We start from the raw sequence: 24,651 nt of genomic DNA on the forward strand, positions 1-24,651 counted from the left end.
CGCACCTTAGGCTAAGGTGTGCCGAGTTTGAAGCCTTGAGACGATGCGCCCGGATAGCCTTTTTCCTCTCTTTGCCCCAGCCACGTCGCTTCGCGGCGTTGGGGCGGCCCTGGCCAAGCAGCTGCACCGCATCAGCCTCGACCGGGTGGTGGACCTCATCTTCCACCTGCCGGTCGATGTGGTGGAGCGGCCCCACTGGCCTGCCTTGCGGTGGGCGCGGGAGGGCAGCGTCGGCACCATCGCCGTCACCGTCGCCGAGCATGTTCAGGGCGGGCCGCGCAGTCCCGTTCGTGTGGTTTGTCATGATTCAGAGGGAGAAACGCTCACGCTGGTGTTCTTCTCCACCTATGGCAACACGTTGTCCAAACGCCTGCCGGTGGGGGGCGGAGCGGCTTGTCTCCGGCAAGCTGGAGCGGTTTGGCGCCAATCTCCAGATGGTCCACCCGGACTACATCGTGGAGGCCGGCCAGTTCGACCAGATCCCGGCGCGCGAGCCGGTCTATGGCCTCACCGAAGGCGTCTCGAACAAGCGGATGCGCCAGTGCGTCCAGTCCGCGCTCGAAAAGACGCCGCCGCTGCCGGAATGGATCGACCCCGAACTGATCCAGCGGCGCGGCTGGCCGGCGTGGCGCGATGCGCTTGCCGAGATCCACGCGGGCGAGGGCACGTTCGAGGCGCGGGAGCGGCTGGCCTATGACGAGCTGTTCTCCAACCAGCTGGCGCTTGCCTTGCTGCGCGGCCGCACCCGCAAGCGCAAGACCGAACCCCTCATCGGCAACGGCCGTCTGGTGGCGCAGGTGCTTGAACACCTGCCGTTCCAGCCTACCGGCGCGCAGGCCCGCGCGTTCGAGGAGGTGAGGGCGGACCTCGCCAGCCCTGAGCCCATGCTGCGGTTGCTGCAAGGCGACGTGGGCTCGGGCAAGACGCTCGTCGCCCTCATCGCCATGCTCACAGCCGTCGAGTGCCGGGCGCAGTCCGCCTTGCTCGCGCCCACCGAAATCCTCGCCCGCCAGCACTATGCGACGCTCACCAAGCTGGTGGGGGATGCGCCCGTCAACATCGCCCTGCTCACCGGGCGCGAGAAGGGCAAGGGCCGAGCTAGCCTGCTCGAAAAGCTGGCGGCGGGCGAGATCGACATATTGGTTGGCACCCACGCCATCTTTCAGGAGGATGTGACCTACCACAACCTGCGCCTCACGGTGATTGACGAGCAGCACCGCTTCGGCGTTCACCAGCGCCTCCTTCTGACGCAAAAGGCCCCGGTTCCGGCGCACCTGCTGGCGATGACCGCAACGCCGATCCCGCGCACGCTGACGCTCACTCTCTACGGCGAAATGGATGTCTCCAAGCTGGACGAGCGCCCGCCCGGCCGACAGCCCATCGACACCCGCGTCGTCTCGCTCGACCGGCTGGAGGATGTCTACGCCGGCCTTGCCCGCGCCATCTCCTCCGGCGCGCAGGCCTACTGGGTCTGCCCGCTCGTCGAGGAGTCCGAGAAGGTGGACCTCGCCGCCGCCGAAGCGAGGGCGGCCGACCTCCAGCAGCGCTTCGGCGCTGCCATCGGCCTCGTCCACGGCAAGATGAAGGGGGCGGAGAAGGATGCCGTCATGGCCGCCTTCCAGGCGGGCGAGATCAAGGTGCTGGTCGCCACCACCGTCATCGAAGTCGGCGTCGACGTGCCCAATGCCACCCTCATCATCATCGAGCAGGCCGAGCGCTTCGGCCTCGCCCAGCTCCACCAGCTGCGCGGCCGCGTCGGGCGCGGCTCGGGCAAATCCACCTGCCTCTTGCTGCGCGGATCAAACGTCGGCGAGACCGCCCGCGCCCGCCTCGCCATGATGCGCGAAACCGACGACGGCTTCCGCATCGCCGAGGAAGACCTGCGCCTGCGCGGCGCGGGCGAAATCTTAGGTTCCCGCCAGTCCGGCTTTCCCGACTTCAAGCTCGCCGACCCCATGCTCCACGGCGACCTTTTAGAGGTCGCCCGCGACGACGCCCGCGTGCTGGCGATGAAAGACGCGACGCTCACATCCCCCCGGGGCGAGGCCGCCCGCACGCTGCTCTATCTCATGGAACGCGACGTTGCGGCAGGGCTGCTGAGATCGGGGTGAGAGGACTTTTTGCAGGAGGGATTCATCCCTCCTGCACCTCCCATTCGTTTGCCGGGCCGCGCGTTTGATGGCGCGTCGCGTTTGCTGGATAAAGGGATATACAGGGCCGCGTCGATGGTTTGACCGGGTGCGTCCCGCTCAATCAAAATGAAAGAAACGCGCCAACGCCTCCGCTGGCACGCTCCTGGAAACATAAGGGGTGTGGGGGAAGCGATTGTTTGTGCGCCTGCGCGCACGGGGACCCCCACGAAGCAAATTCTGAAACCAATGCCGCAGGCTATTTGCCCGTCTTGGGTTTGTCGCCCTGTCCGGCGATGCCGGCCGAGACCATCAGCTTCACCGCCTCATCCACGCTCATGTCGAGGTGCTTGAGGCGCGAGCGTGGCTGGAACAGCAGGAAGCCGGCATAGAGGTTGGGGGCGGTGGGCAGGTAGACGCTCACCAGTTCGTCGCCGTCATCGCCTGGCGCCAGTTCGGCAGCCACCGCCGCCGGGGCCTTGGCGGTGACGAAGCCCAGCACCCAGCGGCCGTCGCTGGGGTATTCCACCAGCACCACCTCGCGGAAGGACATGCCGCCGGGGCCGATGACGGTTTCGAACACCTGCTTGACCGGGCGGTAGATGGCGCGGATGACCGGCGTGTGGTTGACGAGATATTCCCAGATCTTGAGCAGCCAGTTGCCGATCACGTTGGCGGCGACCGCGCCGAGCAGGGTGAGGCCGATAACGACGACAGCCACGCCGATGCCGGGCACGCCGATGCGGCGCACCTCGGGCGGCAGCAGGGGCGTCACCAGTTCATCGATCGCGCCGATGACGCTGGAGATCAGGTAAAGGGTGATGAGCACCGGCGCGGCGACAACGATGCCGGTGAGAAAATAGGTCCTGAGGCGCTGGCGCAAGGAAGAGCGCGGCCTCTCTGGAGCCTGGGGTACGGGCGAATCCATGTTGGTGGCCGATCAACCCAGCGGTTTCTCGTAGATACGGTAGGTCTTATAAATGAAGCATCCAATGGATTCGAGAATGTTCCGCATCGGCAGATTGTCCTCGAGAATCCACGAAAGCTCACCCCGGTTGGCATAGACGCCCACCGTGTCGCGGCGGATGTGCTCGATCAGCATCATCGCCATCAGCGCGCCGTTGCGGCTGGTCTGAAGCTTCTTGCGAACGCCCATCAGGGGCACGCGCACGCGCTGGGTGAACGGCTTGCGAAGCCGCCACAGCAGCTTGGCCCAGCCGAAGGGGAACAGGCGGCCATCGAGGTCGCGCTGGAGTTCGTTCACGTCCGGCAGGGTAATCATGAAGGCCATCGGCTCGCCGTCGAACTCGCAGATGCGAACCAGGTCCGGCTTCACCAGCGGCTTCATCTTCTTGGCGGCATAGGCGATTTCGGCTTCCGTCAGCGGAATGAAGCCCCAGTTGTCCGCCCATGCGTCGTTCAGGATCTCAAGGACCAGCCGCACTTCCTCCTCGAAGCGGGAGGGGTCGGCCTTCCGCATGCGGATGCGCGGGTTCTTGTCGCCCGCCTCCACGATGCGCTGGATGCGCTCGGGGAAGCCCGTGGTGATATCGAGGTCATAGGCGTAGAGATCCTTGACCTTGGCATAGCCTTGCGGCTCCACCAGCCCGGCGTAGTAGGGGCGGTGATGGCCCATCATCAGCAGCGGCGGGTGCTCGAAGCCGTCGATCAGCAGGCCCGGCTCGTCCCAGATGGAGAGGCTGAACGGCCCCATGGAGCGGGTCATGCCGCCCGCCTTCAGCCAGCTTTCCGCGGCTTCGAACAGCAGGGCGGCGGTTGCGGGATCGTCCTCGCACTCGAACATGCCCCACTGGCCGATGCCTTGCCCCATGTGCTGCTGCACCAGGTCATCGATCTGGGCGGAGATGCGGCCCACCGGCTTGCCGTCGCGCAGCGCCAGCCAGTACTGGGCGCGGGCGTGGCCGAAATAGGGGTTGGACTTCGGCGAGAGCAGGCCCTTCACCTCGGCGAGGAGCGGCGGCACCCACTGGGGATCATTCTTGTAGAGCGACCAGGGCAGGCGGACGAAGGCTTCGAGATCGGCCTTCGAGGCAACCGGGCGGATCTCGATGTTGAAGGCTTGCGGCAGCACGCTGGGTCACTCCTTATAGGGCGCTTTAGGGTCTTCCATGGGCCATCACTATGGCAGATTTTGGGCTCGGCGCCGCCGGGAGTTGGCGCGTGATCCCCCTGATGGCGCAGGGGCTTAGACCTTGAGGCGCATCCACTGGCCGAACCGGCCCAGCGCCGAGCGGTCCGCCAGGGCGAGGCCGAAGCGCAGCGACAGCCAGAAGGCAACGGCGAATGCCGCCACCGCCACCACCGCGCCGGCGGCTTCGGACCACTGGCTGACGGCTTCCTCCACCGCCAGCGCCAGGCAGGAGACCGCCAGGCTGACCACGAGGGTCCGCAGGAACGGCGCGCGGAATGGGTGCAGGCGGTACGACCAGTACAGCTGCAGCAGCGCGAGGCCCGCCGCCACGTTCAGCGATATGGCAACGGCCACCGCCATGCCGACCGCACCGAGGGCGGGGGTGAGGGCCAGCGACAGGGCGATCCAGCTCACCAGCCCGGCGGCGCTGTTGATGAGGGTGAGGCGGCGCTGGCCGATCACTTCCAGAATGGCGCCGCTGGGGCCGAGCAGGGCCTCCAGCGTGCGACCGATGGAGAGGATGATGACGAGCGCGAGCGCAGCCCGCGCTTCCGGGGCGAACAGCAGCAGGATTTCCTGGGACAGGCCGATGATGGCGGCCAGCAGCGGCAGGATGCCGGCCGTCGCCAGCCGGGTGGCGAAGCCGTAGAGCGGCTGCACCGCGTTGTGGTCGACGGCGGCCTTCTGGGCCGAGGCGAGCGGGGCCATCACATAGCCGAAGCTGAGCTTGACCATCTGCATCACGCTCGCCACCTTGCGGGCGATGCCGTAGAGCGCGGCGGCCGTTGCGCCTTTCGCGCCCGGCAGCAGGGTGTTGAGCAGGATCGGCGGCAGGTCCGAATAGCAGCGCTTCAGCACGTTGGCGGGCAGGATGGCGAGGCCATAGCTCACCATGTCCCGCGGCATGCCCTTGGGGATCCGCACGGTGAGCAGCAGCTTCAGGTTGTAGTAGCGGCCGAGCAGGCGCACCGAGATGAAGGAAATGAAGATCAGCGAGGACAGGTGCGCCACCACCAGCCCCAGGCTCCCCAGGCCGATGAAGAAGCAGAGGAAGGCGAAGGTGAGGCGGCTGGCCTGCTCGTAGAACACCTTGAGGCGGATTTCGGGGCCGAAGGCGCGGCGCGCCCGCATGGCCGAGCCCGCCACCTCGAGGAAGGTCCACAAGGGCAGGGTCCACACGAACAGGCCGATGGCCAGCGCCAGCGTCGGCTGGTCCTTGGGCGCGGCGTTCACCACCTTGGCGAGCCAGGGCGCGGCGATGGAGCCCAGCGCCGCCAGCGGTACGGTGATGCCGAGGATGAGGAGCAGCGCCACCTTCAGCGAGGCGTGGGCCTCTTCTTCGGTTTTCGCCTGCGGCACCGTGCGTTGCAGCACGGTGGTCATGGCGAGGTCGCAGATGTTGGAGACGATGTTCACCGTGGACCACAGCACGGTGTAGACGCCGTAGGTCGCCACCGAGAACAGCCAGGTATAGGCGGGCTGGCTGACCAGCTCGATCACTGCGCCGAAGCGGGCGAGCAGGGCCGTGGCCGCGCCGCGCGCCACCTCGGTTTCGGTGACGGGCTTGTGGCTGACCGGGGTCGCGCCGTTGGATGTATCTGCGGAGGTCATTCCTCGGTCCGGAACAGCACGCTTTCACCAATACAGAGAAAGAGCAGGGGCGCGGCCCAGGCCGCAAGGAAGGGCGGCACGGTGCCGAACTGGCCCATGGCCAGCATGAAGTTGTCGGCGACGAAGTAGCCGAAGCCCAGCGCCATGCCGATGACGATTCGCACGAACAGCTTGCCCGAGCGCACGACGCCAAAGGCGCTCACCGCCGCCAGCAGCGGCATCAGCACCGAGGAGAACGGCCCCGAGATCTTGTGGTAGAGCGAGGCCAGCAGGCTCTCGGTCGGGTGGCCGCCTTCGGAGAGCTCGGCGACGGCCCGGTGCAGCCGCAGGTAGGAAACCGTCGCCGGGTCCACCGCCACGGCCAGGAACCGGTCCGTCTGCACATTGGTGTGCCAGGGCTGGGTGTCCCGCCTGACGGGCGGAGCGCCGGTCGGGCTGTATTCCCGGACATCGTAGAGAGTCCAGGTTCCGCCCGCGTATTCGGCGCGCGCGGCGGTGGTAACGCGGCTCAGGTGGCTGCCTTCCCGCCGCTCATACAACTCGAAGTTGGGCAGGATCAGGCGGCCGTCCCGCTGGATGGCCTCACGGGCGTGGATGATGGTTGCGCCGTCCGCCACCCATACCTCCTGGGTTTCGGGCGGCGCCTCCTCGCTGCGCGGGGCATAGCCGACCCGCTCCCACGCCTGGAGCTGGGCGGTCGATTGCACCACCACCGTTTCGTTGAACACGAAGTGGGCAAGGCCAATGAGGCCGGCTGCCGCCACCAGCGGCATCAGCACCTGGTGGGCCGAGATGCCGGCGGCGCGCATCACCACCACCTCGCTGGTCTGGTTGAGCGTCGCCAGCGTCACCAGCGTGCCCAGCAGCACCGAGAAGGGCAGGAACTGGGAGATGAGCTGGGGCATCCGCAGGCTCACGTAATGCAGGAGCGCGCCGTAGCCGTTGCCTTCCACGGCCAGGATCTTGTCGGATTCCGAGAGCAGGTCCAGCGTTTGCAGCACCATCACGAGGCCGATGAGGAACGCCAGCACCCGGATGGTGAACATCTGCCCGAGGTAGCGCGCAAGCGTGGAGGAGGGGAACAGCCGCATGTTTCTTGCCCGTCAATGAGCCAACTTCCGACGCCGGCGCAACGGTGCGGCCAGGCGCTTTACAAGCTTCGTCAGCCTCTGGCCGGCCCGGATGAGCCCGCCGATCGGGGGCTCGCCCACCCGATAGGCCACCTGGCGGAACAGCCACAGGCTGTAAAGCGCGAACAGGGAGAAAGGAACCCACTGAAGCACGACTGCGGGCGCAACGCCATCACTGCTAAGCTTTTCACAGAATTCCGAAATCTCGTTGTAAACGACCAGAATGACAATGCCGGCGAACACGCCCAGCGCCGAAGTGTTGCGTTTGGGCGGTATGGCAAGGCCCACGCCCAGGAACGGGATGACGAACAGCACCGCCACCTGGATCAGCCGGCGGTGGAAGTTGGCGCTGGCGTCCAGCTTGGCTTGCAGGGACTGCTTGTCGTCGTGCTGGGTGACGACCAGCTCCGGCAGGGTCAGCTCCAGATACTCGTTGCCGCGGGCGCGGAAGGATTCGAACTCCGGCAGGTCCACCGGCAGGTCGTGCTGGTCGAACTGGAGGATGCGCTGGCTGCCAGGGGTCTTGCCGCGCAGCATCAGCTCGCCGTTGAACAGGCGGAACAGCACGATGTTCGGGTCGTCCGTCGCCAGGAACGTGCCCTGGTCGGCCGAGACGGTGAGAATCGAGCCGTCCTTGTCCACGGCATGGACGAAGATGCCCGAGAGCACCCGGCCGTTCTCCCGCGATTCCTCGATCCGCATGGTCAGCTTCTTGCCGAGATGGGCGAACTCACCCACCTTGATACTGGCGCCGAGCGCGCCCGAGCGCAGTTCGAAACGCAACCCTTCGTAGGCATAGCGGCTGTAGGGCTGGATGAAGCCCACCAGCCACAGCGTCGCGAACGCCAGGAGCCCGGCGTAGAGGAACGGCACCCTGAGCAGCCGGACGTGCGACACCCCCGAGGAGGTGATGGCGTCCATCTCGCTGCTGGTCGCCAGCCTGCGGAAGGCGAGGATGGTGCTGAGCAGGAGGCCGATGGGAATGCCCAGGGCAAGATACTGGGGAATAAGGTTTCCCAGCATCTGCCACACCACCGTTACCGGTCCGCCTTCGTCCATCACGAAGGTGAACAGGCGCAGCATCTTGTCGAGCAGCAGGAGCAGTGCCGAGACGAGCAGAGTCGCGATCAGCGGTATGACGATCAATCGTGAGATGTAGCGGTCGAGGTGGCTGATCATCGCGGTATTGTCGCCGATTGGTCAAACTTTGGCCGCGAACGACCCCCACAGAGAATAGTTGTGGGCTGGATATAGCCCGCGGAAGGGAAGAGGTCACATGAAAAATCGCAGCCTGAGGATGCTCTTGTCCGCAATGGCGTTGATGACGGCCTCGGCTGTGGCTGCGCTGCCGGCCTCGGCCCGGGTCGCGGGCAACCTTGGCCCTCATGCCGACCGCTGCGCCCCCGGCTCCACGGAGCCGGCGCTGCTGCTCACCATTACCGGCTTCAAGGATCATGTCGGCCAGGTGCGGGTGAAGGCCTACAGCGGCGAGGGTGACGATTTTCTCAAGTCCGGCTTTCTCAAGTCCGGCAAGTACTTGGTCAAGTTCGATGCGCGGGTTCCCGCGCAAGGGGACATGACGCTGTGCGTGCCGCTGCCGGGCAATCACGCCAGCTACGCGGTCTCGGTGCTCCATGACCGCGACATGGATGGCAAGACGGATCTCTGGAGCGACGGTTTCGGCGTCTCCAACAACCCCAAGCTCAAGTTCGCCAAGCCGGAAACCGCCGAGGCGGCGTTCACCGCGCCCAAGGGCGTGGGCGTCATGCGGATCGTCCTCAACTATGTCTCGGGCTTGAGTGTAAAGCCGATTCGGGAGTCGGAGTAATTCATGTCTCTGGTTGCACTGCTGTCCAATCCCTTATCGACCAGGAACAAGGATCTGCTCCCGCGCATCCGTGACATCGTGGCGTCGTGCCCCAATCTGTTCCATGTCGAGCTGAGCGACATCAACGAGATCCCCGATGCCCTCAAGCTCATCGCCTCGGTGAAGCCGGCGGTCATCGTCATCAACGGCGGGGACGGCACGGTGCAGGCCGCGCTGACCGAGCTTTACCACGCCCGGCCATTCGGCGACGCCATGCCGCCGGTGGCGGTGCTGCCCAACGGCAAGACCAACCTCATCGCCGCTGATCTCGGCGCGTCCGGCGATCCGTTGACGGCCCTGCGCCGCATTCTGGAGATCGCGCGCGGCGACCTTGCCGCCCATGTGGTGGAGCGCCGCCTCATCGCCCTGTCGGACGGGCAGGGCAACCGCCCGGTGCTGGGCATGTTCCTCGGCGCGGCGGGCCTCCTGAACGCGCTGCTGTTCTGCCGCAACCGCATCTATCCGCTGGGCCTGTCCAACAAGCTGTCCCACTTCCTCGCGGCGGTGGCGACGCTCATCGGTGTCATCATCGGCGGCAAGTCCCGCCTGTCGCCGGTGCGCTCCGAGCCGCTCAAGGTCACCGTGCGCGGGGTCGGCACCTATGAGGGGCGGTTCTTCGTCCTTCTGGTGACGACGCTGGAGAAGCTGCTGCTCGGCGTGCGGCCGGCAAAACCTGCGGCCAAGGACTCGCTCAAGATGATCTGCCTTGAGCAGCGCCGCATGAGCATCCTCCGCACCGCCATCTCCATGCTGCTGCTGCGCTCAAGGAAGGTGGAGGAAACCCCCGGCCTGCATCTGGACGGCGGCTCCGAAATTCTCATCGAAGGCCGCAACCCGGCCGTGCTGCTGGACGGCGAGATCTACAAGGCCGCTCCCGGCCGGCCGATCGTGCTGACCCAGACCGCGCCCCAGCCGTTCCTGTCTCTCGCTGCGTGAGGGTGCGGGATTTTGTTTTTCCAAGGGGGTCTCGGACCCCCTTGGATCCCCCTTTAGTTCTACGGACGCACTTGGCCACTCCTGATGGCGCAAACCTTGATCCAGTTGGCAGACGATGAATGACAGGTACGGCCGTTAAAGAACATCTCCCGTCGGAGGCAATAACCGACCTCGTTGCCGCGCAGCTGGAAGCGCCGGCCCATCCGGTGGTCGTTGCCTTCGCCGAGCGGGTGGCCGCACGCTACGGCGCGGCGGCCGAGGCCGTGCTGTTCTACGGCTCGGCCCTTCGCACGGGCGATCTCTCCGGCACCTTGCTCGACTTCTACGTGCTGGTGGACAGCTACCGCCACGCCTACGGCAGCACGGGCCTTGCCATCGCCAACCGGCTCATCCCGCCCAACGTCTTCTATGCGGAGGAAGTGATCGAGGGCGTCACCTACCGCGCCAAATACGCGGTTCTGAGCACCGCGCACTTCCGTCATCTCGCCAGCCCCGCCTGCTTCAACGTCTCGGTGTGGGCGCGCTTCGCCCAGCCGTCGCTCCTGGTGTGGGTGCGGGAAGGGCGGGAGGACATCCCCCGCTCGGTCGCCGCCGCCGTCGCGCAAGCCCCGGCGACGCTCCTGCGGGCCGCCCGCCCGATGCTGCCCGCTGAAACCACCGTCCGCGAACTTTGGGTCGCCGCCTTCGGTCTCACCTACGGCTCGGAACTGCGCGCTGAGAAGAAGGGCAAGGGCTTGGAGCTCTTCGACCTCGCGCCCGACTACTACCTCGCCATCACCGCGCCCGCCCTTGAAGCGGCAGGCATCCCCGCCGCCGTATCGGGCGATCAGGTCTCGCTTCCTGCCGCCACCGCCCCCCAGCGCCTCGCGGGCCGCATCGCGTGGTCGCTCCGCAGCCTGCAAGGCAAGCTGCTCTCCGCGCTGCGCCTCATCAAGGCGACCGCCACCTTCACCGGCGGCATCGACTATCTCGCGTGGAAGATCACCCGCCATTCCGGCGTCGCCGTCGAGATCAAGCCCTGGCACCGCCGCCACCCCATCATCGGCGGCCTCGTCCTGTTCCGCGATCTCAAGCGCAAGGGCGCGATCCGGTAATTCCTTGAAGTTACTTTGATAAGCTTTTCTTTTTGCAGGGGTCTTGGGCCCCTGCACCCCGTTCGTTTTCGGGCCGCGTTTCCAGTGCATGCTGGAACCACCTCCCAATCAATTCCTTGAATCGACCGCGCCCGTCACCGGCCCTCTGTGCCTGCCCCTACAATTTTGAATAATAGTAAGGAGCAGGCGCGCCACCTTGTTCAGCACGCGCGGCCGTATGACCAGGTGCATCCTGATAAGTGAAGGGGGGCAGGGGGTTAAGACCCCCTGCAAACATAAGAACCCCAAAGAAAAAGGCGGAGCCTCTCGGCCCCGCCTCACTCTTGCTCAAACACCGAAGCCCTCAGGCCGAGGTCAGCGGAATGTCGAGGAATTCCTGCCCCAGCGGGTAGCCGGCCGCGCCGGCGGCGGCGGTGAAGCGCTCGATGATGGTTTTCACCTGTTCCGGCCGGTGCTCGGCGCACAGCGACATGCGGATGAGGTAGAGCCCGTGCGGGGTTGCGGGCGGGCGGGCCATGTTCACGTAGACGCCGTTTGCCAAGAGGCTGGCCCACAGCTTCACGGTCACGTCCTGATCCGGGCAGATCACGGCGATGATGGCGCTTTCCGCTTCCTTGGTGCCCAGCTGGAAGCCGGCGGCCTTGAGGCCGGCGTGCAGGTTGCGGCTGTTTTCCATCAGCTGCTTGCGGCGGTCGGCCTGGGCTGCGATCAGCTCGATGGCCTTGCGCGCGGTGGCGACCACTGATGGGGGCAGCGAGGCGGTAAACACGTAGGGGCGGCAGACGACGCGCAGGATGTCGAACTTCGGGTGGTTGGAGACCACGAAGCCGCCGATGGTGCCGACCGACTTGGAGAAGGTGCCGACGACGAAATCAACGTCATCCTCAACGCCCGCCGCTTCCACGACGCCGCGGCCCTTTTCGCCGAAGAAGCCCATGGCGTGGGCCTCGTCGTCGAGGATGGTGGCGTCATGCGCCTTGGCGACGGCGACCAGTTCCTTGAGGCGGGCGATGTCGCCCAGCATGGAATAGACGCCTTCCAGCACCACCAGCTTGCCCGCGTCCTTGGGCAGGCGGCGCAGGCGCTTGTCCAGGTCTTCCGGCGAGTTGTGCTTGAAGCGCACCACGTCGGCGTTGCCGAGCATGCAGCCGTCGTAGATGGAGGCGTGGCTGTCGGCGTCGATGACGATGTAGTCACCCTTGCCGACGAGCGTCGAGCACATCCCTAAGTTGGCCTGGTAGCCGGTCGAAAACACCATGGCGTGCTGCATGCCGTAGAAGTCGGCCAGCGTCTGCTCCAGCGCCTTGTGCCCGGCGTAGGTGCCGTTCAGCACGCGGCTGCCGGTGGTGCCGGAGCCGAACTGCTCCAGCGCGTCCTGCCCGGCCTTGATGACTTCCGGGTGGAAGGTCAGGCCCATGTAGTTGTAGGTGCCGACCAGAATGGTGTGCTTGCCGTTGATGATGGCCTCGGTCGGGGAGACCACCTTTTCCATCACCACGCGGAACGGGTCCGGCAGGCCGGTGGCGTTCAGCGCCGCGCGCTCCGCAATCAGCGAGTCGAACTTGGCGAGAAGGTCAGCCATTGGCCCGGTCCTTCAGGATCTTCTCGACCGCCGTTGCCACATGACCCACGGTTTCCAGGTCCGGCAGCATGTTCAGCGGCAGGGTGATGTCGAATTCGTCCTCGATTGCCGCCACCAGGTCCATCACGGTCAACGAGTCAAATTCCAGATCATTGGCGAACGACGTGTCGGGCGTCAGCGCGATGCCCTTCTTGTTGAACGGGGCGATCAGGCGGGTGAGAACTTCGTAGATTTGTTGGTGCGACAGCATAAACGACGACCTAATTGAATGTGTGGGCACCCTATGCTCCGACAATATGGTCAAAGCGGGGCATGGGCAGGGCGCTGGAGCAGCTTTCGAGCAGGGCGAATGCCCTGCGGTGAACAAAAGTGCGACCAACAAAGACTTTGCCCTGCCGGTTGGCCCGTCTCATAGCGGGACTTGGGCGTTACAGCCAACCCCTCACAGCCACCCTTGGGCCTGATACCAGCGGGCTGTGGCCAAGAGGCCGTCGTCCAGGCAGATGGAGGGCTGCCAGCCGGTGAGGTGCTGAAGGGTGTCGTCCGCCGTGGTCCAATCGGGGTGGAGGAGTTCGCGCACCTTGCCGGGCGTCACCATCGGCACGCGCCCGAGGAACGGGGCGAGCGCCGCGTTGGCCGAGCCCAGCCCGCGCAGCAGCAGGCTTGGAACGGGCACCGAGACCACCCGCTTGCCGAGCGTCGCGCCGATGCGCCGGTAAAGCTCGATGAGGCCATAGCCCTGCGGCTGGCCGTCGTGCACTTCGGCCAATGCCCCGTGCAGGCGGCCGTCCGCCTCGAGAGCGGCGGCGAGCGCCGTGCACAGGTCAGAGACGTGGATGAGGGAGACGCGGGCCTTTGCATTGGGCAGCGGGGCAAGGCCCAGCTTGGCGCTCTGGAACAGGCTGAGGGTTTCCCGGTCGCCGGGGCCGTAGACGGCGGGCGGGCGCACGATCGCCCAGCTCTCCTTGGCCAGGGCGCGCACGGCCTCTTCGGCCTGCCGCTTGCTCCAGGCGTAGTCGGAGAGGTCCGGCTCCCGCGCGGCGAGCGACGACACATGAATGAACCGCTCCACCCCGCTGCCCGCGCAGGCGGCCAGCATCCGTGTCGTGCCCTCGATGTTGGCGCGGGCGAAGTCGTCGCGGGTGCGGCCCTTGATGGCGCCCGCCACGTGGATGCAGGCATTTGCGCCCTTCACCAGTTCAGTGAGCGAGCGCTCGTCCTCCAGGCTGCCCTTCACCCAGGTGATGCCGGAGTCCAGCACCGATTGGGGGCGGCGGGTCAGCGCGCGCACGTCCCAGCCGCTCCTTGCGAGCTGGCGGATCAGGTGCGCGCCGACAAAGCCCGTCGCGCCGGTGACGGCGACGATCCGGTTCGTAAGCGGCGTATGGGCGGTCCCGCTCAAGCAGCGACGCTGAGCGGGACGATCTGGCCGGAGAGGTACAGCTGGCGCGCCTTGGAGCGGCTCAGCTTGCCCGAGGAGGTGCGCGGCAGGCTGCGCGGCGGCACCAGCTCGACGATGCAGTTCATGCCGGTGATCTGGCGCACCTTGGCGCGGATTTCCTCGCGCAGGCGAATGCGCTCGGCCGGGTCGGAGGCGCGGCACTGCACCAGCACGGCGGGGCGTTCCTCGCCGTTGGCCTCGGTCACGGCAAAGGCGGCGATGTCGCCGTTCTTGAAGCCCGGCAGCTGTTCAACGGCCCACTCGATGTCCTGCGGCCAGTGGTTCTTGCCGTTGATGATAATCATGTCCTTGGCGCGGCCGATGATATAGAGCGAGCCGTCCAGCAGGTAGCCCATGTCGCCGGTGTCGAGCCAGCCGTCGGGGCTGAGGCATGCGGCGGTCGCTTCGGGGTCGCGGAAGTAGCCCTTCATGATGGAGGGGCCCTTCACCAGCACGCGGCCGATGGCGCGTTCCGGCAGAATCTGGTCGTCCTCGTCGCGGATCTCGATGACGTGATCCGGCAGCGGCTTGCCGCAGTTGACGATGGCGCGATAGCGCACCGGCTGGCGCGGGTCGCGCGGGGCGGTGTCGCCCGAGAGCATGCGCTCGTCCACCAGGTCGGTGACGATGCCCTGGCCCACCGGCGTGAAGCTGATGGCAACGGTCGCCTCGGCCAGGCCGTAGGACGGCATGAACGCGCCGGGGTTGAAGCCGGCGGGCGCGAAGGCGTCGATGAAGGCCTGCATCACGTCGGGGCGGATCATGTCGCCGCCGTTGCCCGCCACCCGCCAGCGCGACAGGTCGAAGGTCCCGGCCACGTCCGAGGGTGCCCGGCGCGCGGTGATGTCGTAGCCGAAGGTCGGGCTGTAGGAGATGGTGCTGCCCTTGTTCTCCGAGATCAGCTTCAGCCACGTCAGCGGGCGGCGCACGAACTCGTCGGTCGGGATCAGGTCGGTCGAAACCTGGCTGGTCAGCGTCGCCAGGAAGCAGCCCACCAGGCCCATGTCGTGATAGAACGGCAGCCAGGAAATGCAGCGGTCATTCGGCTGCACCTTGGTGCCGTGGAACGCCTGGCCGTGGCAGTTGGCCAGCATGGCGCGATGCGTCACCTCGACGCCGTGCGGGAAGCGGGTGCTGCCCGAGGAATACTGGAGGTAGGCCACATCGTCCGGGTGGGCCTGCGGCAGCTCGCCGTCCGCTTCCGGCAGGGCCGCGAACGCGTCCCAGTCGCCCACGAACACCGCGCCCAGGCCGTCGGCGGCCTCGCGGATCAGGTCGATGAGGCCGCTGGGGGCCAGCACAACCTTGGGTTCGCTGCTGGAGAGCTGGTTGCGGATCTGCTGCACATAGCCTTCGCGCCCGCCGAACGAGGTCGGCAGCGGCAGCGGCACCGGCAGGCCGGTCGCATAGGCGCAGGCGCTAAACGCAATCATGAAGGCCGAGGAGGTCTCGGCGATCAGCGCCACGCGGTCGCCGCGCTCGACGCCCAGCTTCATTAGCCGGCGGGCGTGGGAGATCGCGCCTTCGCGCAGGGCGGCGAACGGCAGCACTTCCTTCAGGTCGCCGCGCGCCGTGTAGACGTTGAAGCCGCGCACGCCCTGGGCGGCGTAATCCAGCGCCTCGGTGAACGTCTCGAAGTCGGCATAACGACGGGGCAGAGTGTCTTCCGTCGGCGTCGGCGTCAGCGCCGCGGCGTTTGCCCGCGCTGCCCGCTGTCCATTCAATTGCTCCGCCACCCCGTTCACGATGTCGGCATTGAGTTGCTGCGAAGTCGAATTCAGCAACGCTGCGCTCCCGTCTCTAATCACTGACCCAGCTCCACGCATGACTCGTGGCCTGTGTCTCAAAACTGTCATCCAGCATGGACTTTTGCCTGTCAGTCGCGTTCAAAATCCGGCCCGACTGTGGCAGGATCAAGGCGATTGCTCCTGCATCCTGTTCCTATGAAGTGTCTTTCCAAATGTCTCAAGCCCCTTTGAATACTGCGCGTTTGAAGGATCTGGCGCTGCATTACGTCTCCCGTTACGCCACCACGCGCCACAAGCTCGCCACGTACCTGCGGCGCAAGGTGCGGGAGAAGGGCTGGGAAACCGGGGCGGACGTTGACATTTCTATGACAGACGAAGGCGAGGCAAGCGCCGCCGAGGCCGCCATAAACGAGACGCTGGATTACGTCGCTCGCCTCGGCGCGGTTGATGACGCCGCCTTCGCCGAAGGGCGGGCGCGGGCGCTCACCCGGCGGGGGATGGGCGCGCACCGCATCCGGCAGGCCCTCAGCGGGGCGGGCATCGAGCGGGGCGTGGCGGACGAAGCCATTGCCGAGACGGACGCGCTGGAGGCCGCCATCGCTTTTCTTCGCCGTCGCCGCTGGGGCCCGTTCGGCGAAGGCGCACCGCATGATCCAGACGCCCGGCGCAAGGCCTTCGCCGCCATGATGCGCGCCGGCCACCCGCCAGACCTTGCCGGCAAGCTCCTCCGCCTCGTGTCCGAGGAGGAGTTGGAGCAGTTCCCGCGCAGAGCGCGAAGGCTGATTGTTTCCTTATAATAAGGTTCTGTTTGCGGGGGGTCGCTCAGCCAGTGGCTTCGCCCCCTGCGACCCCCTTCGTTTTGCCAAAGGCGTTTCCAGAGGTCGCTGGAACCGCGCTCCAGCCAAACACTCTTTAATTCGGCCGCGTTCAGTCAGCGCCGGAACCACGTCCCGATAGGGGAGTGCAGAGGGTCTGGGACCCCTCTGCAAAAAAATCAAAAGTATAAGTAACTTACAAGACTTTCTGCGAGCGCGTTACCAGCAATGCTTCGGCGTCCTCCGGCGTGTCCACGTCCGCCAGCACGCCGGTTGAGGCGGCGTCCACCTCGGTTACTTCATCCTGAAGTTCGGCCAGCAGGTGTTTTGCGCCCACGTCGCCGCTGAGGGCCAGCAGGCGGGGGAAGTGTTTGCGGCCCCACAGCACCGGGTTGCCGCGGCGGCCGCCGTGCACCGGCACGCAGATGGTGCGGCCCGCCGCCGGGTCGAAATGGCTGGCCAGCGTCCGGAGCGTTGCGGGCGTTACCTCCGGCATGTCGCCAAGGCAGATGAAGGACCCGGCCCAAGCCTCTGGCGTATTTGATATTCCAGCATGAATGGAGGTGCTGAGACCCTGCGCGAAGTCCGGGTTGTGGACGAAGCGCACGGGCTCGCCCTTGAGGGCGGCGCGCACCTGGTCCGCCTCGCAGCCGGTCACCACCACGGGCGGCGGCAGGCCCGCCTCGCGCACGGCCCGCGCCACGTGGGCGAGGATTGGGCGGCCGTCCACCTCGATCAGCAGCTTGTTGCGCGGCCCCATGCGGCGGGACTGCCCGGCGGCCAGGATGATCGCGCCCACCGGGCCCGGCCGGTCTTCGGCGATCTCGGGGCTGAGGCGCGGGGCGGGGCGCTCGGGGATTTCGTCGATCAGTCCGCCCACGCCCATGCGGGCGATGGTGCCGCTGTCCACCGGCAGTCCCGCCACCAGCCGTTCAAGAACCGTGTCCAGCCCGTTGGGCTTGGGGGAGCGGGCGCAGCCCGGCAGGCCGAGCACCGGCCGCCCGCCGATATCCCCAAGGCACAGCAGGTTGCCGGGGTCGACCGGCATCCCGAGCCGTTCGATCTGGCCACCCGCGCGCGCGATGGCGGCCGGAATTACGTCCTGCCGGTCGGCGATGGCCGAGGCGCCGATGATAAGAACGAGGTCTTCGCGCGCATCCCACAGCGCCTCGGTCAGCGCGGGCGTGTCGTGCGAGACCACCTGCGTCCGGTCGAGCCGCAGGCCGAGCGGCGCGAGGCGCGCGGCGGTCACTCGCTCGGTCTTGTCGAACAGGGCGTCCTTCTGGCCGGGCAGCCGCGTCTGGATCAGCGCCACCCGCATCGGCCGGAAGGGGTGGAGGCGCAGCCGCACCATCTGCGCGGCCGTCAGCGCCGTTTCCACCTGGCTCTTGGGGACAGCGTAGGGAATGATCTTGATGGTCGCCACCATCTGGCCCGCCGCCACGCGGGTGGCCGGGGGCAGGGTGGCCAGCGTCATGGCCTCGTCGACCAGGTTGAGCCGGTGCACCGCATCGGGTTCGAACGTCACCACGCCGGGCGCTTCCGCGTGGATGTTGCAGCGGCCGGTCGCGGCGTGGCCCAGACGCAGGCCGGGTGTTGCCAGCCGCTCGGCCAGCAGCCGCGCCGCCGTGTCTTCCGGCAGGTCGCCCGCCTCCAGTTGCGCCACCACCACTTGCCGTATCCCGGCGGCCGCCAGCTGCGCCGCGTGTTCGTCCGTCAGCCGCGTGCCTTTCTTCAATCGCCGGCCGTCAAGGCTCAGGCTGTGGGCGAGGATCGCGCCCACCGCGTCTTTCGGGGCAACGGGTCCGAAGCGCATCAGGCGTCTCCCTGCCGCGATGCGGCATGCTCAGGGTCCCGCCGCAGGGCGGCGGTCATCTGGGCGGCGATCGAAAGCGCGATCTCGGCGGGGGCGCGCGCGCCGATGTTCAGCCCCGCCGGGCCGTGGATGCGCGCGCAGTCTTCCTCGCCGAAGCCGTGGGCTTTCAGGCGCTCCAGCCGCGCGGCGTGGGTTTTGCGCGAGCCCAGCGCCGCGATGTAGAAGGCGGGGGATTGAAGCGCCGCCACCAGCGCCGGGTCGTCCAGCTTGGGGTCGTGGGTGAGGGTGATGACGGCGGAGCGGCTGTCCGGGCACCATGCCCGCAGCGCCTCGTCCGGCCACAGCGGCGAGACATCCAGCCCCACGAACCGGCCGGCCGCGAACGCGCCGCGCGGGTCGATGACGAAGGGCGCATAGCCCAGCGCGGTCACCATCGGCACCAGCGCCTGGGCGATGTGCACCGCGCCGATGATCGCCACCCGCAGCGGCGGCTCGTAGGTGGCAAGAAACTCATCCTCGCCCGGCTTGGCGCCGGGCTCCGCCTCCTCGCTTTGGCCGCTGGGGATGTGGGTTCGCACCATGACGCCGCGCCCGGCCTGCCGCTCGGCGAGAATGCGGCGCATCAGCCTTGGGGCGAAGTGTTCATCGTCCACCGGCTGCACCAGCACGCAGATGCGCCCGCCGCAGGCCAGCCCGACCTGCCACGCCTCACTGTTGCTCACGCCGTAGTCCAGCCGCACCGCCCGGTTCTGCGCCAGTGCTTCTTGCGCGTTCACGATCACGTCGCCTTCCACGCAGCCGCCGCTGACCGAGCCCTGGAACAGGCCGTCGGCCCGCAGCACCATGTGGGAGCCGGTGCGGCGCGGCGCGGAGCCCCAGGTTTCGATGACGGTGGCCAGCGCGACCCGGTGGCCCTCGGCAAGCCAGGTCAATGCCGAGGTGAAGAGGAAGGCGGTTTCGTCGGTTGTCTCGGCCATGGGGGCGTCCCGCGTTGTCGGCATCGCTCGTGTGCGTGCTGATACCGGAGGCGCGGCCTATCCTTCAAGCGTCACAGGCATAAAGGGGGTGTTCTGGCTGTCCGGTCAAATATCGATGATCTGGCCGGCGCCCTGCCGGCGAGGCCTCTCGGGGCGGGTGCCGCGGAAATTGATAGAATTAATTACATCTTTACAATGGTTTGCGCGAAGTTCGTATACTATCGCCGGTTCGATCGAGGCGGTCCAAACGCGGCGAGTCGATGCCGATTCGCGGTGGGGTGAAGGGGGAAACCCCCTTGAACCCACCTGTTCTGGGTATTAGCAACCGGTAGGGGGGTTCTGCAAAATGGTCGTATGGTTAACGATATCCGGTTCGCCTGGCAGAGGACGAGGTTGAATTGGTTACAAATAATCCATATGATCGTACGCCGTTGGCAAGATGCTGTTAACAAACGGACTTTTTGTTAATTGCTTCAGCTTACAGCGACCTTTTGAGGGGGAGGTCTGGCCGATTGATCAACGAAATACTTTGATAAGTTTAAATATTGCGTCCTTAGAACCGGGGGCTTCAGGTCTTTGTAAATTGGACGCAGTGGCAACCTGTGCTAACTGAGCGTCATGGCACATTTCTGTGGTGCATAGCGTTGGAAGGAACCAAATGGCGGAAAGGGTTCAAGGAGGGGAGAACCTCGACCGGCAGTCTGAAGCCATAGCGGAAGAAGTCACCGGGACTGTAAAATGGTTTGATGCCGTAAAAGGATACGGCTTCCTGGTGCCTTCAGGCGGTGGTGGAGATGTCTTGGTTCACTTTACTGTGTTGCGGGAGGTGGGTCGCCGTACCTTGCCTGAAGGGGCGACGATAACCTGCCTTGCCGTGAAGCGGGATCGGGGCCGCCAGGCGTCGAAGATCCTTAATCTGGATCTCTCGACGGCGATCGGGCCAGACCCTGAAACGGTTTTGCAGCGTGTCGCTGAGCGGACCGATCCGCTCTCGCTCCTGCCCCTGGCGGGGAATTTTGAAACCGTTACGGTAAAGTGGTTCAATCGGTTGAAGGGGTATGGCTTTCTATCGCGCGGAGCCGGAACGCAAGATATCTTCGTTCACATGGAGACGCTCCGGCGGGCCAACATTCTGGAGTTGATACCTGGTCAGACCTTGCAGGCCAGGATCGCATCCGGTGAGAAGGGTCCGTTGGCGGTCGTCGTCGAACAGGTGAGCGACGCGTGAAGTCGAAGGCATGATTAGAAAAACAACCCCGTTTGGGGCATCCCTGGGGGCGGGCGCGGCGATTGTCGCGCTCGCTCTTGTTGTGCATGTATCGAACATGTCCGAGGTCCGGTCGGTTACTGATGCCGTGTTCGGCATTCCCGGCGCCCAGGCGAAGGAGCAGGGGGCGCAGGGCTGGGGCACGCCGCAGCGCCTGGCAACGTCGGAGCTGGCCATCGTCACCGGGTCCGGCAAGCGCCATGACTTCTCCGTGGAGGTGGCGCGCACGGCGGAGGAGCAGGCCATCGGCATGATGTTCCGCCAGGCGGTGCCGGAGGACACGGGAATGCTGTTCCTGTTTCCCTCGCCCAGGCCCGCGTCCTTCTGGATGCGGAACACCTACGTTCCGCTGGATCTCATTTTCATCCGCAAGGATGGCCGCATCGAGAGCATTCTCCCCAACGCCAGGCCGGAGTCGCTGGATCTGCTCCAGTCAAACGGTCCGGTGATCGCGGTGCTGGAGCTTGCCGGCGGCCTGTCGGAGCGTCTCGGGCTTTCGGCTGGGGACCGCGTCCTTCACAAGGACCTGCCCCAGGGCTGATCCCGGCCAGGGCCGCGCGGGCATTCCTGCGCGGCCGCTTTTGCAATTCCCTGCACCATATTGAAAGCGGGCGCCTGTTGCGCTGCGCGCGTTCCGGCGCGCGCTGATTTCTTGCCGGGCTTCCCTCCGGCGTCTTCGCGCCATGCCTCTGGTATTCGTCGTATATCTGCCTTGTTGGCGCAGTGAGGCCTGTGTATAATCAAAATAGAATAAAATAATAAAACTAATGACAGAATAACCGAGGACGCGTTCGGGGAGGATCAAATGAAAACATCCGGACTTATCGGTGTGTTGTCGGCTTGTGTTCTGCTTGTGGGCTGCGACTCTGGCAGCGAGGTGAAACAGGCCTTCATGGCCAAATATGGCAAGGATCTTTGCCTTGAGGTCGCGGAGAGCTTTCCGTTTTCCATCACCTATCAAAACGACATTTCCGAAGCGCCGGAGTCCAGATGGGCGCTCCCGCTGGTCGAGGAGGGCGTGCTGACGGAAGGCGAAGTCATGGAATCCGGAACGCCGCCCATGGTCCTCAAAACGGTCAGTTTTGACCTCAGCGAGCAGGGCCGCTCGTTCCTGCAGGACAACCGGCTCTGCTATGGCAAGACCGAGGTGGACCGGATCCTGAACACGCGGGAATATGGCGAGAGCGGCAAGCGCTTCCTCGACGCGCAGGTGGTGCTGATGCATGTGGTCACCGCGCCCTGGGCGAAGAATCCGGCGCTCAAGGGGCAGATCAAGTCCGGCCGCGAGGTGGTGGAGCGCACCCTGCGCGGCTCCGAAGACGGCTGGATTTTGCACTAAGTCCACTCGCCGGCCGATGTTCAACGTCGGCCGGCGCTTGTCTTCTTTGTTCTGGTCTGCCGCCAGTAAGGCGGCGGTCGCAGTTGTGGCGAGTGCTAGTAGTAAAGGGACTGGATGTAGCTGTTGACTGGCTCGGGCAGCAGATCCTGTGGGTGATCGCCGCCGAAGGTGCCCTTTTTGCTCTTGCCGGTGATGATGCTGCTGGCCAGGCTCTGGCCTGTCTCGCCGTCGTAAACCGAGATTTTAATCTCGATTTTGTCTCGTTTTCCTGACCACTCCGTGGCCCGGTCTTCCCAATGGAGGACTTCCGGAACAACAAGATAGCCGTGCTGCTCGCCATTCGGAAGATTTCTTAGGCAAGCAAGGTCCCGGCACTGCACGGATACATCGACGCTACTGACATAGCGCGCGAAAGCTGCGCGAACTGCCATCGTCGTCTGGTTGCCGGAGCCTGCATACTGTCGGGCACCATAGACGCCATCGGCCGGCGTGGCGATAAGAACGGACTTGCTCATTTGCAGCTTGGCCGATGGCTGTAGAACGGCGTGGTGCTCGTAGGTTGCTGAGCAGCCCGACAGTAGCACGGCTGCAGCTGCAGTAAGTAGAGCAATGGGGCGCATGAATAGCTCCTGCGGCGTCATTCTGATTGGCAATCATCAAAGGCTTTCGATGATTGCTGGCCATATTGGGATTTTTGGCCAGCGAGGGCCCTCAATTTAGGTCTGGGTGCGTAACAAACTGTAAACTTCGTGCGCGTGCAATTCCACGCCGAGGCGCTTGCTTGCTTGGTGTGAAGTGTGGGGGGGCGTTCGTGCAACTGAGGCAGGTTGTCTGTTCTTTCTCTTTCACGGCGAAGAATCTGCTTCCCAATCGCCTCCCGGCGCGCGGCGTCTCTTGCCGCTGCCACGCTTGAACGCTAGACGTGCCCTCGGTTTTTTCGAATCATTTGGAGGGCAGTGCAATGACGGCCATTGTGGATATCGTCGGGCGGGAAATTCTGGACAGCCGGGGCAATCCCACCGTCGAGGTCGATATTCTGCTGGAAGACGGCTCGTTCGGCCGCGCTGCCGTGCCCTCCGGCGCGTCCACGGGCGCGCATGAGGCCGTCGAGAAGCGCGATGGCGACAAGGGCCGCTTCCTCGGCAAGGGCGTGACCCAGGCCGTCGAGGCGGTGAACAGCGAGATCTTCGACGCGCTCGCCGGGCTGGACGCCGAGGACCAGGTGCAGATCGATGAGATCATGCTGGGTCTCGATGGCACCCCGAACAAGAGCCGGCTTGGCGCCAACGCCATCCTCGGCGTGTCGCTGGCGGTTGCCAAGGCGGCGGCCGAGAGCCGGGGCCTGCCGCTCTACCGCTATGTGGGCGGCGTTTCGGCCCGCACCCTGCCGGTGCCGATGATGAACATCATCAACGGCGGCGCGCACGCGGATAATCCGATCGACTTCCAGGAATTCATGATTATGCCGGTGGGCGCCGAGAGCCTGTCGGATGCCGTGCGCTGGGGCGCGGAGATTTTCCACGTCCTCAAGAAGGAGCTGAGCAACGCTGGTCTTTCCACCGCCGTGGGCGACGAGGGCGGTTTCGCCCCGAAGCTGGAGAGCACCACCGCCGCCATCGACTTCGTGATGAAGGCCATCGAGAAGGCGGGCTACAAGCCGGGCGAGGATGTCTATCTCGCGCTCGACTGCGCCTCGACCGAGTTCTTCAAGGACGGCAAGTACGTCATGGAAGGTGAGGGCAAGACCCTCGATTCCGGCCAGATGGCCGCCTACCTTGCCGATCTCGTCGGCCGCTACCCGATCATCTCCATCGAGGACGGCATGGCCGAGGATGACTGGGCCGGTTGGAAGCAGCTGACCGACCTCGTTGGCAACAAGTGCCAGCTGGTGGGCGATGACCTGTTCGTCACCAACGCCGTGCGCCTGCGCGAGGGCATCCAGAAGGGTGTCGCCAACTCCATTCTGGTGAAGGTCAACCAGATCGGCTCGCTCACCGAGACGCTGACTGCCGTCGAGACCGCGCACCGCGCCAGCTACACCGCCGTCATGTCGCACCGCTCGGGCGAGACCGAGGACGCGACCATCGCCGACCTCGCCGTTGCCACCAACTGCGGCCAGATCAAGACCGGTTCGCTGGCCCGCTCCGACCGTCTCGCCAAGTACAACCAGCTTATCCGCATCGAGCAGGAGCTGGATGTGGCGGCGGTTTACGCCGGCCGGTCGATCCTGAAGGCGTAATAAAAAGTAATTGTGACTTGTGTGGCATGATGCTGCCACACACCACATCTTGAGAGGGCGCCGGTTCGAAAAAACGGACCGGCGCTTTTTCTAGTAAATTCCATCGTTTTGGTTAATCGTAGCCCTTGACGGGACGATTCAGCCATGTTGATTTAAAAGCCGTGGAAACAGAATCGCCCCTCTTTCACCTGATTCGTCAGGCACTTGTGCCCGCTGGCTGCATCATAGCCATCGGCTACTTTGCCTATCACACGTTTCAGGGTGAGCATGGGCTGCGGGCCTACTCGGTTTACGAGTCCCAACTCCGCGAGTTGTCCACCACCGCCAAGCAGGTGCGGGCGCAGCGCGAAACGCTGGAGCATCGCGTGGCGCTGCTCTCGCCGGAGCACATCGACCCCGACTATGCGGACGAGCTCGTCCGCCGCCATCTCGGCCTCGCCCACCCGGACGAAGACGTCATCATGCTGGAGCCGCGCCGCTAGGTTGGCGCTCCAGTTTTTGTTTGAGT

Annotated in this window: 22 protein-coding genes; 10 read left to right on the plus strand and 12 right to left on the minus strand. The window is 65.5% G+C overall.

Annotated elements, in window-relative coordinates:
• The first annotated feature begins 434 nt into the window (after window positions 1–434).
• Entirely contained in the window at window positions 435–2,111 is a 1,677-nt protein-coding gene (gene recG, locus L0C21_RS08035) for an ATP-dependent DNA helicase RecG (RefSeq protein ID WP_374940228.1), read from the plus strand.
• Window positions 2,112–2,388: 277 nt separating this feature from the next.
• Here the strand turns inward: recG and L0C21_RS08040 are convergent, their stop codons facing one another.
• The 5 genes from L0C21_RS08040 to L0C21_RS08060 form a co-directional block, all read right to left on the minus strand.
• Window positions 2,389–3,012, minus strand: a complete 624-nt coding sequence (locus L0C21_RS08040) for a DUF502 domain-containing protein (RefSeq protein ID WP_259277862.1) — start codon at window positions 3,010–3,012, stop codon at window positions 2,389–2,391.
• Between the two features lie 57 nt (window positions 3,013–3,069).
• A complete protein-coding gene (locus L0C21_RS08045) occupies window positions 3,070–4,221 on the minus strand; it encodes an N-acetyltransferase (protein WP_259277863.1) in 1,152 nt (383 codons plus the stop codon).
• Window positions 4,222–4,335: 114 nt separating this feature from the next.
• On the minus strand, window positions 4,336–5,892 hold the full coding sequence (locus L0C21_RS08050) for a lipopolysaccharide biosynthesis protein (protein WP_259277864.1): 1,557 nt from the start codon (window positions 5,890–5,892) through the stop codon (window positions 4,336–4,338).
• Window positions 5,889–6,983 carry an LPS export ABC transporter permease LptG gene (gene lptG / locus L0C21_RS08055; RefSeq protein ID WP_259277865.1) on the minus strand — a complete coding sequence of 365 codons (1,095 nt, stop codon included), beginning with the start codon at window positions 6,981–6,983 and terminating at the stop codon, window positions 5,889–5,891. The genes L0C21_RS08050 and lptG overlap by 4 nt, the downstream gene beginning before the upstream one ends.
• Window positions 6,984–6,995: 12 nt before the next feature.
• A complete protein-coding gene (locus tag L0C21_RS08060; protein ID WP_259277866.1) occupies window positions 6,996–8,201 on the minus strand; it encodes an LptF/LptG family permease in 1,206 nt (401 codons plus the stop codon).
• A 97-nt stretch (window positions 8,202–8,298) separates the two neighbouring features.
• Here L0C21_RS08060 and L0C21_RS08065 point away from each other — a divergent pair, with 97 nt between their 5' ends.
• The 3 genes from L0C21_RS08065 to L0C21_RS08075 all read left to right on the plus strand — a co-directional run bounded on the left by L0C21_RS08065 (window position 8,299) and on the right by L0C21_RS08075 (window position 10,919).
• On the plus strand, window positions 8,299–8,850 hold the full coding sequence (locus tag L0C21_RS08065; RefSeq protein ID WP_259277867.1) for a DUF2141 domain-containing protein: 552 nt from the start codon (window positions 8,299–8,301) through the stop codon (window positions 8,848–8,850).
• 3 nt (window positions 8,851–8,853) lie between these two features.
• On the plus strand, window positions 8,854–9,825 hold the full coding sequence (locus L0C21_RS08070) for a diacylglycerol/lipid kinase family protein (RefSeq protein ID WP_259277868.1): 972 nt from the start codon (window positions 8,854–8,856) through the stop codon (window positions 9,823–9,825).
• A gap of 119 nt (window positions 9,826–9,944) precedes the next feature.
• Window positions 9,945–10,919, plus strand: a complete 975-nt coding sequence (locus L0C21_RS08075; RefSeq protein WP_259277869.1) for a hypothetical protein — start codon at window positions 9,945–9,947, stop codon at window positions 10,917–10,919.
• 343 nt (window positions 10,920–11,262) lie between these two features.
• Here L0C21_RS08075 and spt read toward each other — a convergent pair whose 3' ends face one another.
• The 4 genes from spt to L0C21_RS08095 all read right to left on the minus strand — a co-directional run bounded on the left by spt (window position 11,263) and on the right by L0C21_RS08095 (window position 15,666).
• Window positions 11,263–12,501: a serine palmitoyltransferase gene (gene spt / locus L0C21_RS08080; protein ID WP_259277870.1), complete on the minus strand. Its 1,239-nt coding sequence runs from the start codon at window positions 12,499–12,501 to the stop codon at window positions 11,263–11,265.
• A complete protein-coding gene (locus L0C21_RS08085) occupies window positions 12,494–12,751 on the minus strand; it encodes an acyl carrier protein (RefSeq protein ID WP_259277871.1) in 258 nt (85 codons plus the stop codon). The genes spt and L0C21_RS08085 overlap by 8 nt, the downstream gene beginning before the upstream one ends.
• 192 nt (window positions 12,752–12,943) lie before the next feature.
• Window positions 12,944–13,903, minus strand: coding sequence for an NAD-dependent epimerase/dehydratase family protein (locus L0C21_RS08090; protein WP_259277872.1), 960 nt, complete (start codon window positions 13,901–13,903; stop codon window positions 12,944–12,946).
• Entirely contained in the window at window positions 13,900–15,666 is a 1,767-nt protein-coding gene (locus L0C21_RS08095) for a fatty acyl-AMP ligase (RefSeq protein WP_259278844.1), read from the minus strand. Before L0C21_RS08095 ends, L0C21_RS08090 begins: the two co-directional genes overlap by 4 nt.
• 236 nt (window positions 15,667–15,902) lie before the next feature.
• Between L0C21_RS08095 and L0C21_RS08100 the strand changes: the two genes are divergently transcribed.
• The gene (locus tag L0C21_RS08100) at window positions 15,903–16,487 is read left to right on the plus strand and encodes a regulatory protein RecX (RefSeq protein WP_259277873.1); all 585 of its coding nucleotides are present in this window, start codon (window positions 15,903–15,905) and stop codon (window positions 16,485–16,487) included.
• A gap of 214 nt (window positions 16,488–16,701) precedes the next feature.
• On the opposite strand, the gene L0C21_RS08105 is transcribed toward L0C21_RS08100, so the two are convergent.
• Together L0C21_RS08105 and L0C21_RS08110 are read right to left on the minus strand one after the other, a co-directional pair.
• Complete coding sequence (locus tag L0C21_RS08105; RefSeq protein ID WP_259277874.1) at window positions 16,702–18,321, minus strand: NTP transferase domain-containing protein; 1,620 nt, start codon at window positions 18,319–18,321, stop codon at window positions 16,702–16,704.
• A complete protein-coding gene (locus L0C21_RS08110; RefSeq protein ID WP_259277875.1) occupies window positions 18,321–19,298 on the minus strand; it encodes an XdhC family protein in 978 nt (325 codons plus the stop codon). Before L0C21_RS08110 ends, L0C21_RS08105 begins: the two co-directional genes overlap by 1 nt.
• A 658-nt stretch (window positions 19,299–19,956) precedes the next feature.
• On the opposite strand from L0C21_RS08110, the gene L0C21_RS08115 reads away from it, so the two are divergent.
• The 3 genes from L0C21_RS08115 (at window position 19,957) to L0C21_RS08125 (ending at window position 21,904) form a co-directional block, all read left to right on the plus strand.
• On the plus strand, window positions 19,957–20,526 hold the full coding sequence (locus L0C21_RS08115; protein ID WP_259277876.1) for a cold-shock protein: 570 nt from the start codon (window positions 19,957–19,959) through the stop codon (window positions 20,524–20,526).
• Window positions 20,527–20,536: 10 nt separating this feature from the next.
• Window positions 20,537–21,106, plus strand: a complete 570-nt coding sequence (locus tag L0C21_RS08120) for a DUF192 domain-containing protein (RefSeq protein WP_259277877.1) — start codon at window positions 20,537–20,539, stop codon at window positions 21,104–21,106.
• Between the two features lie 264 nt (window positions 21,107–21,370).
• Window positions 21,371–21,904, plus strand: a complete 534-nt coding sequence (locus L0C21_RS08125) for an SEN1982 family lipoprotein (RefSeq protein WP_259277878.1) — start codon at window positions 21,371–21,373, stop codon at window positions 21,902–21,904.
• Between the two features lie 95 nt (window positions 21,905–21,999).
• Here L0C21_RS08125 and L0C21_RS08130 read toward each other — a convergent pair whose 3' ends face one another.
• Window positions 22,000–22,524 (minus strand): DUF4823 domain-containing protein, encoded by a 525-nt coding sequence (locus tag L0C21_RS08130; protein ID WP_259277879.1) that lies wholly within the window; start codon window positions 22,522–22,524, stop codon window positions 22,000–22,002.
• A gap of 341 nt (window positions 22,525–22,865) precedes the next feature.
• On the opposite strand from L0C21_RS08130, the gene eno reads away from it, so the two are divergent.
• Together eno and L0C21_RS08140 are read left to right on the plus strand one after the other, a co-directional pair.
• Window positions 22,866–24,143: a phosphopyruvate hydratase gene (gene eno, locus L0C21_RS08135; RefSeq protein ID WP_259277880.1), complete on the plus strand. Its 1,278-nt coding sequence runs from the start codon at window positions 22,866–22,868 to the stop codon at window positions 24,141–24,143.
• A gap of 206 nt (window positions 24,144–24,349) precedes the next feature.
• Window positions 24,350–24,625: an FtsB family cell division protein gene (locus tag L0C21_RS08140; protein WP_259277881.1), complete on the plus strand. Its 276-nt coding sequence runs from the start codon at window positions 24,350–24,352 to the stop codon at window positions 24,623–24,625.
• The last annotated feature ends 26 nt before the right edge of the window (window positions 24,626–24,651 follow it).

This window comes from Pedomonas mirosovicensis (assembly GCF_022569295.1).
Classification (GTDB): Bacteria; Pseudomonadota; Alphaproteobacteria; order Sphingomonadales; family Sphingomonadaceae; genus Pedomonas; species Pedomonas mirosovicensis.

Bases quoted from the DNA above. Each gene is read 5' to 3' on its own strand.
- recG (WP_374940228.1), top strand. From the start codon at position 435: ATGGTCCACCCGGACTACATCGTGGAGGCCGGCCAGTTCGACCAGATC.
- L0C21_RS08050 (WP_259277864.1), bottom strand. From the start codon at position 5,892: ATGACCTCCGCAGATACATCCAACGGCGCGACCCCGGTCAGCCACAAG.
- lptG (WP_259277865.1), bottom strand. From the start codon at position 6,983: ATGCGGCTGTTCCCCTCCTCCACGCTTGCGCGCTACCTCGGGCAGATG.
- L0C21_RS08060 (WP_259277866.1), bottom strand. From the start codon at position 8,201: ATGATCAGCCACCTCGACCGCTACATCTCACGATTGATCGTCATACCG.
- L0C21_RS08065 (WP_259277867.1), top strand. From the start codon at position 8,299: ATGAAAAATCGCAGCCTGAGGATGCTCTTGTCCGCAATGGCGTTGATG.
- L0C21_RS08070 (WP_259277868.1), top strand. From the start codon at position 8,854: ATGTCTCTGGTTGCACTGCTGTCCAATCCCTTATCGACCAGGAACAAG.
- L0C21_RS08075 (WP_259277869.1), top strand. From the start codon at position 9,945: ATGACAGGTACGGCCGTTAAAGAACATCTCCCGTCGGAGGCAATAACC.
- spt (WP_259277870.1), bottom strand. From the start codon at position 12,501: ATGGCTGACCTTCTCGCCAAGTTCGACTCGCTGATTGCGGAGCGCGCG.
- L0C21_RS08085 (WP_259277871.1), bottom strand. From the start codon at position 12,751: ATGCTGTCGCACCAACAAATCTACGAAGTTCTCACCCGCCTGATCGCC.
- L0C21_RS08100 (WP_259277873.1), top strand. From the start codon at position 15,903: ATGTCTCAAGCCCCTTTGAATACTGCGCGTTTGAAGGATCTGGCGCTG.
- L0C21_RS08105 (WP_259277874.1), bottom strand. From the start codon at position 18,321: ATGCGCTTCGGACCCGTTGCCCCGAAAGACGCGGTGGGCGCGATCCTC.
- L0C21_RS08110 (WP_259277875.1), bottom strand. From the start codon at position 19,298: ATGGCCGAGACAACCGACGAAACCGCCTTCCTCTTCACCTCGGCATTG.
- L0C21_RS08115 (WP_259277876.1), top strand. From the start codon at position 19,957: ATGGCGGAAAGGGTTCAAGGAGGGGAGAACCTCGACCGGCAGTCTGAA.
- L0C21_RS08120 (WP_259277877.1), top strand. From the start codon at position 20,537: ATGATTAGAAAAACAACCCCGTTTGGGGCATCCCTGGGGGCGGGCGCG.
- L0C21_RS08125 (WP_259277878.1), top strand. From the start codon at position 21,371: ATGAAAACATCCGGACTTATCGGTGTGTTGTCGGCTTGTGTTCTGCTT.
- L0C21_RS08130 (WP_259277879.1), bottom strand. From the start codon at position 22,524: ATGCGCCCCATTGCTCTACTTACTGCAGCTGCAGCCGTGCTACTGTCG.
- eno (WP_259277880.1), top strand. From the start codon at position 22,866: ATGACGGCCATTGTGGATATCGTCGGGCGGGAAATTCTGGACAGCCGG.